The organism is Agrococcus sp. Ld7, assembly GCF_045064095.1.
In the GTDB taxonomy this organism is placed as follows: Bacteria; Actinomycetota; Actinomycetes; order Actinomycetales; family Microbacteriaceae; genus Agrococcus.
Genome location: NZ_JBISGY010000035.1, coordinates 109,539 through 124,285 on the forward strand (window position 1 = coordinate 109,539; position 14,747 = coordinate 124,285).

A 14,747-nucleotide genomic window follows, 5' to 3' on the forward strand; every position below is an offset into this window, starting at 1 on the left:
AAATTGAGAATCTACACGGCTCACGAACGCGTTTAGAAGCGCGAGCGTCGCAGGCGCCGCGTGACCGTCCCGTTGCCCGCCGGGGGGCTTTTGGAGGCGCCGGCTGGCAGGGCCGCTGCGGTCTTGAGACTCGCTCAGTCCAGACGCGTCACCGACGCCGCAGCGGCGATCAACTGTGGGTCGTGAGCGGCCACCAGCACCGCGACGCCGTGATCGACGAGCCCGGCGAGCAGCGCGATGACGGTGTCGGCGCTCTCGCGATCAAGGCTCGCGGTCGGCTCGTCGGCGACGACGACCGCCGGCTCCATCAGGAGCGCCCGCGCAAGCGCGACGCGCTGCCGCTCGCCGCCCGAGAGCCGGTCGGGCGTGTGCTGCATGCGGTGGTCGACGCCGACGTGCTCGAGCAGCTCGACTGCGCGCGGGGTCATCCGCTTCACCGTGCGAGTCGGCACAGCGGGCAGCAGCACGTTCTCGAGCGCCGTGAGCCCGGGCAGCAGCTCTCCGCCCTGGTCGAGGTAGCCGAGGAAGGTGTTGCGGCGATCGGCGAGCACATGCTCGGGCAGGTCGGCGATACGCTCTCCCGCCCATGCGACGCTGCCCACGGTCGGCGTCGCGAGCCCCGCCGCCACCCGCAGCACGCTGGTCTTGCCCGATCCCGACCGACCCGCTAGGCAGTGGAAGCCGCCAACTTCGAGCGCGAGGTCGTATCCCTCGATGACTGTCACAATGCGATCGAGAGCGACCGGGTAGGCGATTGTGACGCTGGCGAGTGTGAGCACTGGATGCACCGTTGCGGAGCCGCTCGTCGCGGCGGCCGAGTGGGTGGTCGTCATGCGCGTCCCTTCGAGGAGGTCTTGCTGTGAGTGCGCTGCAGCACGAGCAGCAGCAAGAGCGCCGCCGCGGCGGCTGCACCCGCAATCAGCGTGCTCGGCGGCGGATCGGCAGCAGCGACGAGCGGAGCGCCCACCCAGCCGAGCAGCGCCGCGACGGCGATAGCGGGCAGGCCAACGGTGATCAACTCAGTGGCGCGGGCCGACCAGATGCGTCGGCGCCCCCACCCCATCGCCTCCAGCGCGCGCCACTGACTGGCGCGGAGCCGTGCGTCGAGGCGGCGCGCGAGCACGACCAGCACGACGCCCGAGACGATGCCGATCGCCGCCAGCACAGCTTGGACGACGAGCGCCCGGGCGCTTGAGGCATCGGCGAGCTCGGTGCTGCCTGCAGCGGCGATGCCCTGCTGCACGACCGTCCACGCGGCAGCCGTCGCGACGCCGATGAGCACCAGTGCGATCAGCACTGTAAGCGCGTGTCCGAGGTGCAGCCGCGTCTGGCCGATGCCGAAGCCGACGGTCGACGTCGCGAGCATCCGCGGTGTCGGCACAGGCGCGTGCTTGCCAACGCGCAGGGCGCGCGGCGGCGCAGGAGCTGCTCGCAGGCGCGGCACCGATGCCGCAAGCGCAACGACCGCCACGGTGACCGCGACGGCCAATGCCGCCCCGACGATCGACGGCGTCGCGGCATCCACGTTGCCGATGCGCTGCGTCGCCATGAGCGCGATCGCACCGATGCCGGCGGCGACTAGCACCCCGAGCGTCACCGCATCCTCTGCCGCGAAACGCCGGGCTATGCGCGACCGCCGCCACCCCAGACGCGCGAGCTGAGCGGCATCGCGCCGCCTCGGCGCGACACCTGCCAGCTGCACGACGCCGAACAGCAGCGTCGCAGCGCCGATAGCGAGCGCCAACACACCGATCGTCGAGCCGACGACCGCCGCCTCGACGCGCTGCGCCGCACCGATCGAAGGCCACCGCTGCTCGACCGTGCCAAGTGCGCCGACCGTTTGCACAGCATCGGCTGGCTCCGCCGCATCGGCGGCGACGCCGTGGGCGTAGCCGCCGACCTGGATCGGCACGTCCTGCCGACTGGACCCCGCCGCCATCGTGACGGTGAAGCCCGCCTCGACCAACCGCTGGCCGACCTCCGTGACGCGCTGGATGTTCTGCGGCGTGTACCCGCCGTCGATGCCCGCGACCCGCACCCTGATCGACGAGATCGGGTCGTCGACCTGCAGCAGGTGCGCCTGCGAGATGTCGGCGACCACCGTCGGCACCGGGTTGGTGATGCCGAAGCCGGTGATGGGCGGCGCGAGCGGCACCGGCTCGACCGGTTGCCCCGAGGCATCCGCCACCATCGTCGTCTCGACCTGGTCGAACGAGCCGAGTGGGGCGTAGCCGAGCGATGAGTCGTCGATGGCAATGGCGGAAGCGTCATAGTCGGCGATGGGGGCGAGCATCGCGATCGCGGTCTCGCTGCCGGGCATACCTGATTGCACCTGCGCGTCGATGATCTGCCGGTACATCGCCTCGGCACCGAGCGCGCTGCCGTCGGCGGTGGGAGCGAACGGAGCGCCGTCACGGATATCCCACCGCAACTCGGACTCGAGATACTCGCTCGCCGTCACGGCGACGCCCTCGCCTTGCGCGACGAACGGCAGCGCAGAGCTCGTGGCCGTGCCTGCGACCCCGGCGCCGGCCGTCCTGCCGCGCGGGTCGCTCTCGACGGTCGGGGCTTCGCCGCCGAGGAGCGGCACGGAGAGCGAATCGATGCCCAGGGGGTTGAGCAGCGATGAGACATCGAGCTCCTGCTCGTGCACGACCTGCCCGGGCGCATCGCCGAAGAGCTCACGCGGCACGCTGCCCATTGCGGGGTCAGGTGCGGCGAAGCCCTCCTCGACGCGCACGCTCAGCCGCAGCGCGCCCTGCTGGACGGGCGCGGTGAGCACCGGCACGACAGGCTCGGGATCGAGCGACATGCCGGCGGGCGCCAGTTCGGACGCGATCTCGCCGTCGGGCCCGGTGATCTCGGCGCGCTGCTGGCGGATCTGTTCCGCTTCGCGCACTAGCGCATCGGTCCGCGCGTTCGGCTCCGCAGCCGAGCGCTCGGCGAGTGACTCGATCGACTGCTCGACGCCCGCGAGCTCGACGAGCGGCTGCAGGAAGGCGCCGGCGTCGCCCAGCAGCTGCTGCTCGGCGACTGGATCGACGAGCGCAACGGTCGGCGGTACAGCGGGGAACGCGTCGAGGGGCACGATGGCGTGACCGCCCTCGACGCGTGTCGACGCCTGACCCGCGCCGTTCGGCCCTTCGACCTGCAGCGCGAAGCGAGCGATGATGCGGCACGATGAGGCTTCGGGCGCCGTGATCTCATAACCCACGCCGGCGACCCAGCACGTGCCGCCCAGCCCCATCGCCGTTGCCTGCTCCGCGCTCATCTCAGTCTCGGTCGGCAAGTCGGCGTCGTCGAACGCCACCCCGACGACGGCCTGCTCCACGAGGCGCTCTCCGAGGCCGTCGTCGGTCGTGTACGTGAGGGTGAGGCGATAGGCCTGCGGATCCTCGACCGCATCGCCCGGCGTGATCGGCGCGGTGAGGTAGAGCCGCGGAGCGGCATGCTCGACGCCGACCGTGATCGACCCCAGCGGCGCCGCCACCTCGACGCCCTCGATCGCCACGACGGCCGTGAGGTCGTCGAGTGTCATGCGGGTCTCGAGCGCGCCGAGGGCCGACGGCGACATCAGCCCCTCGAGCTCTGACTCGGTGCCGGGCGCCGTGACGAGCAGGTCGTACGCGCCCCGCCAATTCTCGTCGAGCAGGCCCTGCAACTGTGCCGAGGCCGCCGTGCCGGTGCCAGCGCTCGCCAGCAGGCTCATCGCGAGCAGGGCGGTGGATGCGGTAGTCAACCGGGAACGCAGTGCACGACGCAAAGGCCCGGGACTTGTCGACGCACGCACGCGCTCATCGTCACATGCGCATGGCGCGAGGGTAACGCATCCGTTCTTTCGTTATCGAACTGTGCCTCGGACGTCGTGCTCTTCTCACGACGGCAGTAGTCCCCGACCGCGGGCTCAACAACCGAATGCGCCCTGGCCGGCATCGCTGTTCACCAACGAAACCGAGTGCGATCCTCGCTGGGGGTTAGTCAAGTGCCGGCGGTGCCCGGCCTGCGAGTTCACAGTCTTCCGTTCTGCACAGCGGATGCCCTGCTGTCTCGAGGCGAACGACGGATCGATGTAGTTGAACGCCTTCGCCCGTGCTTCCGACCTTCTACTGACCCTCCTCCTTTCGGATGAGCGACGCGGCGACCGGTGGAACATTGGCCGAGTTGTCGAAACTGCGCGCCGCAGCGCCCTACGTTGTGCGTATGAAGCGATGGATTCGGCATGCGGTGATGCCTTGTATCTCGGTGATCTTGCTCACGGCCTGGTGGATCCGAGAGCGGGACCATGCCCTCTTAGACGTAGTCCCTATGCGTGAGGACACGTTCACGACAAGCCCGTACGCCGTGTTCGCGGTCACCGTCTTTGCTCTTGCGGTGGCGATGAGCCGGTCCCGACCGAGCTGGAGCATGGTCGCGATAGGACTCGTTCTCGTCGCTCAGCTGCTCTTCTGGCCTGCGCGGCTCGGGCAGACAAGTTGGATCGCTTACCTGATCCTCGTGCCAGCCGCAGTCGCCATCAGCCGCTATGTGCGCACGGGCAGGCGCGGCATCCATCTGGCAGGCGTGATCGCTGCTGCCCTGGCGGTCGCGGCACTGCTCGCTGTGCCGGCGCTTTCGTTCAAGGGGACAGAGGGCACCATAACGGGATCGCCATGGCCATCTCCCGAGGCTATTCAGAGCCTTGCTATCTGCGTTGTCGTCTGCGTCGGTCTCGCGCTTGCCGGTTGGGCACTTGGTCGGCCCAGAGCAGTACCGGACAGCCCCACATTGGAGTCGCTCGAGCAGCCCGTCGACCCAGGGTTTGAGTCGCTTTCGCCTCGAGAGCGTGACATCTTCCGTCTCGTCGCTCGAGGCCTGCCGAACGCTGATGTGGCCAAGGAGATGTTCGTGTCAGAAGCGACGGTCAAGACGCACGTGGGCAGCGTTCTTGCGAAGCTGAAACTGGCGTCGAGGAACGAGTTGATTGTGTACGCGTATGAGCGCGGGATCGTCCGCCCTGCCCATTTCCAGCGCTAAGCTCATCGCCTCGCGGGCCGATTCGCCTCGCTCGGCGACGAGCTGCGCAGCGTGGCGTGCGCGCAAGCAGGCACTTCCCCCGCAGCCCGTGATGGTGCCCGCCAGGCGGAGCGCGGACCTGGAACTGGATACCGGGGATATCAGCAAGGGTCGTGATTGGTGACCGAGTGTGTGGACGCCAGAACGGAGGAGCACCGACTCGCCCGTCCGGGACGTGGGTATTTCAGCGAGGAGTCGCCTGCCGGTACAGGACCAACCCTGGCTTCCCGTTCGGGGCGTCGGGTCCGTGTCCGATCGGCTCGAACCCAAATGCTTCGTAGAGGCGGAGAGCCGGCGACTCCATATCTGTCGTCTGCAGCCACACAGGAGCGCCGCCGATTCCCGTCAGCCAGGCTTCCAGCACACGTGAACCGAGTGCGCTTCGCGCGGCGCGTGGGTGTCGAGCCAAGAGCGAAAGCACGTGGGTGGCCGCGAGTAGCTCCGAAGCACTTCCCAGCTTGCGATGAAGCTCAAGAGACCACGAGTCCTGCTGTTCCTCCCATCTCCATGGGTGCCCGTAGGCGAACGCGGTCAGCTCGCCATCGTCTCGGGAGACCGCCGCCGTCACTTCCTCTTGTTCCAAGGCAACCCCGTAGAGACGCGCGAAGAGAGCTGCCACAGCTTCTGGCTCGCTCAGCGGAGACTCCGCGGACGCTGCCGTATAAAGTTCGCGAACAGCTTCTTCGCTCGGCATCAGCGAACGCTTGTTGGGGTCGAGGAGGTCGATCACGAGTCGACCCTATTGCGGCAGACGGTCCGCTCCACTTTGTTCGCAGGACGATCCCGCAGGGGTACGTCCAGATCCGGGGGTACCTCCTGATCAGTCAGCGAGCCGGCGCCCAAGGACTTTGACCTCAGACGTCTCGTACCCCAGTGCTTCGTAGAAACCGATGATGGCCCGGTTTTCAGCGCGCTCCATTACCAACGGGCGATCGTAAGCGTGAACGAAGAGGAAGTCGGGCACGTGCCGCCGCTGGCGAGAACCGTCGGCTACCAACCAGCTGCAATGAATCGCCAATTGTCCAGCGACCTGCTGGACAATTTCCCTGAGAACCTGCCACGAACGTGGGAAGAGCCGGACGGCCTATGGTCGGTGCGGACCGACGTGGCTGGAACTGGCAGACGCGGCGCATTCCAACTGCGCTGCACGGACGTGGGTGCGGGTTCGATTCCCGCCGTCGGCACTCACCCCTATCTCCTGCCGGCAACCACGAGGCCGTCCGCACCCCGGCTTGGGCTGTCGAGCTGCCACTGCAGCGCGACCTCTTGCTCGACAGCAACCGCCGCGACCGAGCCGAGCGTCTGCTCGACCATGAGTTCGCAGGTCACCTCAGCGGGCCAGTCGAAGTTGCCGGAGTGGGCGTACTCGTCGCTAGAGCGTGGGCTGTTGAGGCTGGGCGCGGCGAGGTAGCCGATGAATTCCTGCAGGGGCCGTGGCTTGATGCGCCAGTGCTCGTTCCTTCATGGTGGCCGGCGCGGTTTCGAGGGTCGCAATGCTGCCGCGACGAGCGCAAAGGCCGCTTTGTCGCTCGGCCGGTTTTCATCGCCTGGACTGACCGGCGTGTAGGCGGGCGGGGCGAGCGCGGGGTGGCTGGAGGTGTACCAGGCCCAGAACTGAGTGATCGTGATCTCATCGTCCGGGAGGCCGGCCGTCTCGAAGGCGTCTGCGACGGCGAGGTAGTCGATCGCGGTCCGGCGCCGGGCGCGATAGTCGATGGCCGGGGGATCGGGCTCCAGTCGTTCGAAGTGCGCTTCGAGGCGATGGAGATAGTCGAGCCAGTCGTGGCCGGCGACGTGTCGGAGCCGTGCGGCGGCGACACGTTGGATGTCGACGGGCAGGCAGAGCTCGAGTGCGAGTTCCGCCCAGGAGTCGGCGCGGCCCAGCGCGAGAAAGCAGAGAGCGTTGAGTGCCCCGCCGATCGCGTCACACCGCCACGGCGGCGACACTTCGCTGTCTGGCAGGAACGCGGGCACCCACTCCGCCGGCGGACACGGGCGGGTTGCCGTGTGCTCGGGGAGGTGGTCGATCTTGACGTTGAGCTTCACCTGGTGCGCTGGCGGTGCGGCGAGGTTGGCCCTGCCGGCGCGCCAGGCGAGCTGCGCGCGCCGGCTGAGGTGCCCGCGCTGCCGGTTGGCGTACCAGGTGAGCAGGATCGGGTTCACGTCGATCGGGTGCTTGGGTTGCTGTGCGAGGAAGTAGCGCTGGAAGTGATGGGTCGTCGTGGCGCGGTGCAGAGCTGGGTGTGAGTATTTGACCTCCTGAGCGCCACCTGTTCGTGCGGCGTAGCGCCATGGTTGGTGCGGGTGAGCGCCAGCGGATCGCGTGGTTTGGCGCCGCTGGCGCTCACCCTCGGTTCATGCGGCCGCTGCGCTTGGTGGAAGGAGCCAACCAGGTGGCGCTCACCCAGCCCGACACCGGCGCTCAAGCACGCGAATCGTGCATGACCGAAGTGGCGCTCACGCGCGCGAGCAGTGGCCCCCAGAAAGACGAATACTCACTGGGTGCTCGTCGTCGCCGTCGCGCAGCGCCTCGAACGCGTCGACGGCCGCGATCGCCGCCTCGATGGGGTCGTGCGTCTCGGCGCCGCCGGCGAGCTCGTAGAAGCAGTGCAGCAGGCCCGCCTGTTGCTTCGCGGTGACGAGCATGCCGGCGAACTCTCGGTGGTCGCCACGGGGCTGCTCGCCCACGGGGTGCGTGCGCTGCAGGACATGCTGTGCGTGCACGGCCCGCTCGTCGACGGGGACGCTGGTCGCGGCGCCGAGCTCGTTGCCGCACCAGTTCCTGCCGGTGCGGCCCCGGACGCGTTGCGCACACAGCGAGGGCGCGAGCTTGAGGGTGAGCCATGCGCGGTTGTGCCAGGGTCGGCCGCCGCAGGCGGGGCAGTGGTCGAGCAGCCGGATGTGGTGCTGCGGGCAGGTCAGTGCCCAGGGTTCGCGCCAGTTGGCGCGCCAGACGCCGTCCTCGGCCAGGCATGCCGGGCAGTAGCGTGCGCCGTCGGGGTGCGCGTCGATCTGCCAGCCGTGTAGGTTCTCGCGCTTCGGGATCGCGGGGTCGGGTGGCGGCATGGGGAAGCCGAGCAATGCCGTTGCCCGGTCGGCGGAGCGAATCCACGTGTTCAGGTGACTCGCGGCGCCGAGGGGTCTGGGGGAGAGTGCTTGCAGCATGCGCTTGGGGGTGAGGCCGTGGCGGTGGCTGGCGCGGCGGAGCCAGCCGAGGGTCGTCTCCCCGTCGGCCGGTGGCACGTGCAGGGGCCAGCCGGTGAGGGTGTAGCCGCCGGGGATGCCGCGCAGGCTCGCTCGGGCGGGTGGGTCAGGCGCTGCGGCGGGCTTGCTCTGCGGCATGGTCGACGCTCACCTGCTGGAGGATGTCGGCATCGAGTGCTTCGTTGCCGTCGCGGATCGCGTGGTAGCAGGCGCGGTCGATCAGCGTCGTCAGCGACGCGATCCTGCCCTGGGTGCGCTCGTGCAGCAGCCGGGCATGGCTCGCGAGGGTGCCGGGCTGATGGTCGGCCAGGTGCAGGTGTGCCTCGAGTCGGTCGAGCATGAGCGTCCAGGCGCGCATGCCGGCGTCGGTGGTGATGGAGAAGGCGGGGACGGTGCAGCGGGTGGTGCGGCGGGAGGTCTGCGCCATGGCGCGCTCCTCGCCGATGAGGCCCTCGTCGAGGAAGCGCTTCTCGGCCAGGCCGACGCCGACGAACAGGAAGGTGGCCGGGATCTGGTTCGCGAGGCCCTTGAAGTGGTTGCTGACGTCGAGCCCGTTGCGGACGCGCAGGTTCACGAAGTGGACCTCGTCGATGATGAGCAGCTTCGTCTCGCAGCTGGTCGCGCAGTCCACGACCGCCCGGGTGAGGTCGGTGGTGGAGGCCGCTTGCGCGGTGGGGTGGCCGTAGAAGCGCAGGATCTGCCGGTTGAGGCCCTTCAGCGTGACGTCGGCGGTGAGAGGCACGTACGCGACCGGCAGTCGCTGGTGCCCGTCGGCCGTGCGTGGCCCGTAGCGGCGGTACTGCTGCCGGTGCAGCCGTTTGGCGTAGCCGGTGGCGATGGTGGTCTTCCCCTGCCCGGGCTCGGCGTCGATGACGACCGCGCCGCGCAGCCGGTCCCCGTCGCGCCGTGCGGAGGCGAGCACCTGGTCCATCAGCTCGAAGGCGTGGTCCATCTGCGGGGTGCGGATCGTCGGCGGGTTCGCGTTCCACACGTGCCGCGCCTCGCAGCAGTCAGCCCGTTCGTCCTCGCGCATCCCACGCAGTTCGACAGCCGTGAGGTCGGGCGGGCGCGGCCGCGCAGGGCTGTTGACGAACGCGTCCCAGCCGGTCTTGGTGGCGAGTTGGAACGGCTGGGTGTCCCAGTCGCGCAGCCATGCGGCCCAGGAGTTGCTCATTCTTCGAGCCCGATCTCGTCGTGCTCGCGGAAGTACTGCTCGAACAGTGCATCCACGTCGTCTTGCGCTTCGAGCTGGCGGCGCTGCGCGCGCTGGGTGGCGAGGTCGATAACGGCAGAGACATCCGGCGGTTGTGCTCGACCCGACGCGGTGACGCTGCCCCTCGCGGCCCGGGTACCGATCTTCCGTGCCGTCGCGCGCCGTTTTCGGTCGAGTCGCTCGTCGGACGACCATGCCGCCAGCAGCTGCCGCACCGCCTCGCGCGGCTCCACGAAGCGGTCCTGCTGCAGCGCGAGCTGCTTCACGTACTCGGCCGCGGTGGCGGAGAAGGGCTGATCGAGTGCGGCCGCGTGCTCCCACGCCAGCGGTTCGTACTGGCGCGTCTCCGGGTCCTGGAACCAGACGGTCCGCACATCGTGGCTGTCGACGAGGATCGGCCACTTGCCCGAGTGCGCGCCGCCGTAGGGGGAGCGCTGGTTGCGGTAGCCGGTGAGTGCGTCGCCGTCGTAGCGGCGGCCGTCGATGTCGACGCCGTAGTGCTGGATGGTGCGCCAGGCGACGTCGAGGAACTGGAAGGGCAGGTCGGGATCGGTGGGGATGTAGAGGCCGCCGGTCTTGGCCAGCCCGACCTCGAACATCTCCGCCGGCGTGAGTTCGGTGCCCGGGACTTCCGGAACGCAGAGCCCGTCGTGCTTGGTGCGGTGGTAGATGGTGCCGACCCAGTCGCGGATGATCTGCTCCAACTCCTCGACGAAGTAGAACGATTGGGCCTCGACGTCGGCACCGCGGTGGTGCACGTCGGGGCCCTTGTAGCCGGGCAGGCGCTGCAGCAGCCCCTCGCGCAGGGTGCGGAAGAAGCGCTCGATCGTGGGCTTGTCGGTCGGCTTGTGCGGGATCGCCGGCTGGATGGAGATGCCCTGCCGCGCGCAGGCGGCGATGATGTGCGCCGACAGGTAGGGCTTGCCGTGATCGGTGATGAGCGTCTCCGGCAGGCACGCCGGCAGCCCAGCGAGGCGCTCCTGCGAGACGCCGTCGGGCACTTCCGTGCCGATCAGGACGTTGCGGGGGACGCCGTGGAAGGGCCAGCTCTGCTCGCTATCGAGATCGATGCGCGTGGTCGTGCACTGGAAGAGGACGTTCGCGACGTCCGCCGAGCGCGTCGACACGGCCGTCAGCCGGAGTCCGAGGATGCAGCGGGTGTAGAGGTCCTGCGCGACCGTCAGTTCGACCGGCAGCCACCGCCCGGTCGCGGCCTCCATCGCGTAGACGTCCAGCGGTGTGGTGTCGAGGACGACGTACTCGCCCGGCCTGGTCGCGCGCAGCCTGCCGAACGGTCCGGCCGGCCGATCGGCGACCGAGCGGCGTTGCTTCGCGGAGCCGAACGCGTGCCGGCCCTTCGACAGCTCCTTCACGCGCCGGTAGGCCGTCGCCCGCGAGGGGAGGGGGACGATCCCGGTCCCGTACTGCTCGTCCAGTCGTCGGGCGGTGCGGTCGATGACGAGGTCCTTGGTGGGGGTGGACGACGAGACGTATTCGCGCAGCACGGTCAGGCAGGCGTCATCCCAGCGAGCGTCGACCGAGGATTGGTAGCGACCGAGATCGCGGGAGGACACCAGGCCTGCCTCACCCGCGTCGCGGAACACCGAGACCCAGCGTTGCAGTGTTCGAGTAGGGATGCCGAGCTCGTGCGCCATGCTGTCGCACGCATGGCGCACGGAGATCTCCTGGTCTTCAGCAGCTTCGAGCACGGCCCGCACGGCACGCATCTTCGTCTCCACTGCCTCACGCTGCTTGGTGGTGAGCGCACTGAGCACCACGTTCGTCGGCTGCTGGAGTAGCTGAGGTTCCGGATCATGGTTACCGAGGGCAGTCGCATGTGCGACGAAGTCGCGGGTCGCGACCGTTCGCATCTCGGTCCCCGTGGCGAAGAGGATCGAGTCGGCGCGCAACTCGCGGACCTCGACCAATTCGCCCTCGAACCACATCTCCGATCCCGGCATGATCTCGATCGAGCGGGTGTCCATGTTGTGCTCCTAACTTGCCCAGACGGCTGTCTCGTCGCTGAGCGTGCTTGCGAGTTCGAGTTGCAAGGTTCCGTGCCAGACGAGCCGGAACAGGTCCTGGTGCGTCGCCGAAGTCTGACTCAAGAGCTGGCCGAGCGGGATCGGAGTTTCGGCCATCCCGCGGATCTTCTCGATCAGCGTCGCAACCGGCAGCGGGCGCCTCCTGGCGGCCTGTAGCCATTCGATGTTGCGGATGACGACAGGGTCCGTGCCGCTCCACACTTGGTAGTCGAGTCCGCGCGCTGAGCACAGCCGCGCGGTCCAACGGAGCACGTCCGCCACCTCGGGCTTTGCGGCGAACCGGGCGGGCTTCACGTCGACCACCAGCGGGCGGTCGTCAATGCGAACGATGAGGAAGTCGGGCACGTGCCGTCGCATCCGCGAGCCGTCAACTCCGACCAGCTGCATCGGTTGTGCGGCGATGCGCTGTGTAGCTGGATCGATGTCGGCGACCAAGAGCCTTGCGAGCTCGAGTCGACTCTCGTAGACGACGTGATCGCGGTTCTTGAACGACCAGTACAGCCCGGAGTAGTGCCGCTGCCGCGCGTAGGACCGGACGCGTCGGACCGGTCTGGCTCGGGCGAGGCGAGCGAGGTCCACCTTGGCGAGTGTCGTGTCGATCGACTCGTCGTCCTCGGTGAGGTAGCGAACCTCGGCTTCAGGCAGCTGGTCGCCGCTCATGCATCCAGGATGCGCTGCGCCACGAAATTGAGAAGCTGCGACACGGTTGCGCCACGAAATTGAGAATGCGCCACCGAAATTGAGAATCTACATCGATGCTGCGTGAGCACGCGATGCAACTAGCCATTCGCGTGCATCCGGAGTAAACTTGAGTCAACACCACTCAAGTTTGAGAACAGCACAGATGGGTCGGGGAGGCTCATCCACGAATCAGGGGGATCCATGGCAAGGATGGGCGGCATGTCGCCGGATCAAGAAGACCAGAAGTCGGCGCTGGAGCAGTTCGGCACCGACCTCACCGCGATCGCGCGGGCGGGCAAGCTCGATCCCGTGATCGGGCGCGACAGCGAGATCCGGCGCATCAGCCAGGTGCTCTCGCGACGCACGAAGAACAACCCGGTGCTCATCGGCGAGCCCGGCGTGGGCAAGACGGCTGTGGTCGAGGGGCTCGCGCAGCGCATCGTGGCCGGCGACGTGCCCGAGAGCCTGAAGGGCAAGCGCCTCGTCGGCCTCGACGTCAACGCGATGATCGCCGGCAGCAAGTACCGCGGCGACTTCGAGGAGCGCATGAAGAACGTGCTCGCCGAGATCGACAAGGCCGGCGGCGAGATCATCACCTTCATCGACGAGCTGCACATCATCATGGGCGCTGGCGCCGCCGAGGGCAGCCAGGGCGCTTCCAACATGCTCAAGCCCATGCTCGCCCGCGGCGAGCTGCGCCTCATCGGCGCGACCACGCTCGACGAGTACCGCGAGTTCATCGAGAAGGATGCGGCCATGGAGCGCCGCTTCCAGCAGGTGTACGTGGGCGAGCCGAGCGTGGAGGACACCGTGGCGATCCTGCGCGGGCTCAAGGAGCGCTACGAGGCCCACCACAAGGTGACGATCGCCGACAGCGCGCTCGTCGCCGCGGCATCCCTCTCCAACCGCTACATCACCGCGCGCCAGCTGCCCGACAAGGCGATCGACCTGATCGACGAGGCGGCCAGTCGGCTGCGCATGGAGATCGACTCGGCACCGACCGAGATCGACCAGCTGCGTCGCACCGTCGACCGCATGGAGATCGAGCGGCTCGCCCTCAAGCGCGAGCGCGACGACGCGTCGAAGGAGCGCCTCGCTGCGCTGGAGGAGAACCTCGTCGAGCTGCGCGCGCAGCTGAGCGAGCTCGACGAGCGCTGGCAGGCCGAGCGCTCGAGCCTCAACCGCATCGGCGGACTGCGCGAGTCGCTCGACGAGCTGCGCGGCCGAGCAGAGCGAGCGCAGCGCGAGGGCGACCTCGAGCGCGCGAGCCGCCTGCTCTACGGCGAGATACCGAAGATCGAGCAGCAGCTGCACGAAGCGGAGGCGTCGGCTGCGGAGGCGGGCGCGCGCATGGTCGGCGACCAGGTCACGAGCGACGACATCGCCTCGGTCGTGGCCGCCTGGACGGGCATCCCCGTCGGCCGCCTGATGCAGGGAGAGACCGAGAAGCTGCTGGCGCTCGAGGACGAGCTGGGGCGCCGCGTGGTCGGCCAGCGCCAGGCGGTCGGCGCGGTGGCGGATGCCGTGCGCCGCACCCGCGCGGGCGTCTCCGACCCCGACAAGCCCACCGGCTCGTTCCTGTTCCTCGGCCCCACCGGCGTCGGCAAGACCGAGCTGGCGAAGGCGCTCGCCGAGCTGCTTTTCGACGACGAGAAGGCGCTCGTGCGCATCGACATGTCGGAGTACGGCGAGAAGCACTCGGTCGCGCGACTCGTCGGTGCCCCTCCCGGCTACATCGGCTACGAGCAGGGCGGGCAGCTGACTGAAGCGGTGCGCCGCCGTCCCTACTCGGTGATCCTCATGGATGAGGTCGAGAAGGCCCACCCCGAGGTCTTCGACCTGCTGCTGCAGGTGCTCGACGATGGCCGCCTCACCGACGGCCAGGGCCGCACGGTCGACTTCCGCAACACCATCCTCATCCTCACCTCGAACCTGGGCTCGGCGTTCCTCACCGACCCGACGATCCCGCACGCGCAGGGCCGCGAGCAGGTGATGGGCGCGGTGCGAGCGGCGTTCAAGCCCGAGTTCGTGAACCGGCTCGACGACATCGTCATCTTCGATGCGCTGTCGCCTGCGGAGCTGGGCTCCATCGTCGAGATCCAGATCGGCGGGCTCGACCGGCGGCTGCGCGAGCGTCGGCTCACCGTTGAGGTGTCGGATGCGGCCACGCAGTGGCTGGGGGAGCGCGGCTACGACCCGATGTACGGTGCGAGGCCCTTGCGCAGGCTCATGCAGCGCGAGATCGATGACCGGCTGGCGCGGGCGCTGCTGGCCGGCGAAGTGCGCGACGGCGACACCGTCGTCGTGGATGTGGCCCCGGGCGGCGGCGAGCTCTGGCTCGGCCCCGCCGACGCCGAGCGCCCCGCCCGGTGGTCGTTCGACGCCGAGGGCAACGACGAGCCGGAGGTGGTCGAGGGCGAGCCCCTCGACGACCTCTAGCGGCCCGAGCCCGCCCCGGCTGCCGCCGCCGGCTCGGCCCGGCTGCCGCCGCCGGCTCGGCCCGGCTGCCGCCGCGCCTGCCCACCCACCTGGCCCTCCGCACAACGCAAGCC

At 68.9% G+C, this 14,747-nt stretch carries 10 protein-coding genes and 1 tRNA gene; 3 read left to right on the forward strand and 8 right to left on the reverse strand.

What is annotated here, in order from left to right; translation table 11 throughout:
• Positions 1-134: 134 nt before the first annotated feature.
• The gene (locus ACJJVL_RS12215) at positions 135-833 is read right to left on the reverse strand and encodes an ABC transporter ATP-binding protein (RefSeq protein WP_405219022.1); all 699 of its coding nucleotides are present in this window, start codon (positions 831-833) and stop codon (positions 135-137) included.
• Complete coding sequence (locus ACJJVL_RS12220; RefSeq protein ID WP_405219024.1) at positions 830-3,739, reverse strand: FtsX-like permease family protein; 2,910 nt, start codon at positions 3,737-3,739, stop codon at positions 830-832. The genes ACJJVL_RS12215 and ACJJVL_RS12220 overlap by 4 nt, the downstream gene beginning before the upstream one ends.
• Positions 3,740-4,305: 566 nt before the next feature.
• Here ACJJVL_RS12220 and ACJJVL_RS12225 point away from each other — a divergent pair.
• Positions 4,306-5,013, forward strand: coding sequence for a response regulator transcription factor (locus tag ACJJVL_RS12225; protein WP_405219026.1), 708 nt, complete (start codon positions 4,306-4,308; stop codon positions 5,011-5,013).
• 223 nt (positions 5,014-5,236) lie between these two features.
• Here ACJJVL_RS12225 and ACJJVL_RS12230 read toward each other — a convergent pair whose 3' ends face one another.
• On the reverse strand, positions 5,237-5,782 hold the full coding sequence (locus ACJJVL_RS12230) for a GNAT family N-acetyltransferase (RefSeq protein WP_405219028.1): 546 nt from the start codon (positions 5,780-5,782) through the stop codon (positions 5,237-5,239).
• A gap of 370 nt (positions 5,783-6,152) precedes the next feature.
• Here ACJJVL_RS12230 and ACJJVL_RS12235 point away from each other — a divergent pair.
• Positions 6,153-6,236: transfer RNA gene (locus ACJJVL_RS12235), tRNA-Trp, on the forward strand.
• Positions 6,237-6,513: 277 nt separating this feature from the next.
• Here ACJJVL_RS12235 and ACJJVL_RS12240 read toward each other — a convergent pair.
• The 5 genes from ACJJVL_RS12240 to ACJJVL_RS12260 all read right to left on the reverse strand — a co-directional run bounded on the left by ACJJVL_RS12240 (position 6,514) and on the right by ACJJVL_RS12260 (position 12,174).
• Positions 6,514-7,215, reverse strand: a complete 702-nt coding sequence (locus tag ACJJVL_RS12240; protein WP_405219030.1) for a hypothetical protein — start codon at positions 7,213-7,215, stop codon at positions 6,514-6,516.
• Between the two features lie 294 nt (positions 7,216-7,509).
• On the reverse strand, positions 7,510-8,394 hold the full coding sequence (locus tag ACJJVL_RS12245) for a TniQ family protein (protein ID WP_405219032.1): 885 nt from the start codon (positions 8,392-8,394) through the stop codon (positions 7,510-7,512).
• Entirely contained in the window at positions 8,363-9,430 is a 1,068-nt protein-coding gene (locus ACJJVL_RS12250) for an ATP-binding protein (RefSeq protein ID WP_405219034.1), read from the reverse strand. The genes ACJJVL_RS12245 and ACJJVL_RS12250 overlap by 32 nt, the downstream gene beginning before the upstream one ends.
• Positions 9,427-11,454, reverse strand: coding sequence for an integrase (locus ACJJVL_RS12255; RefSeq protein WP_405219036.1), 2,028 nt, complete (start codon positions 11,452-11,454; stop codon positions 9,427-9,429). Before ACJJVL_RS12255 ends, ACJJVL_RS12250 begins: the two co-directional genes overlap by 4 nt.
• 9 nt (positions 11,455-11,463) lie before the next feature.
• Positions 11,464-12,174 carry a TnsA-like heteromeric transposase endonuclease subunit gene (locus ACJJVL_RS12260; protein ID WP_405219038.1) on the reverse strand — a complete coding sequence of 237 codons (711 nt, stop codon included), beginning with the start codon at positions 12,172-12,174 and terminating at the stop codon, positions 11,464-11,466.
• A 222-nt stretch (positions 12,175-12,396) separates the two neighbouring features.
• Here ACJJVL_RS12260 and ACJJVL_RS12265 point away from each other — a divergent pair, with 222 nt between their 5' ends.
• Positions 12,397-14,634: an ATP-dependent Clp protease ATP-binding subunit gene (locus tag ACJJVL_RS12265; RefSeq protein WP_405219040.1), complete on the forward strand. Its 2,238-nt coding sequence runs from the start codon at positions 12,397-12,399 to the stop codon at positions 14,632-14,634.
• Positions 14,635-14,747: the final 113 nt, after the last annotated feature.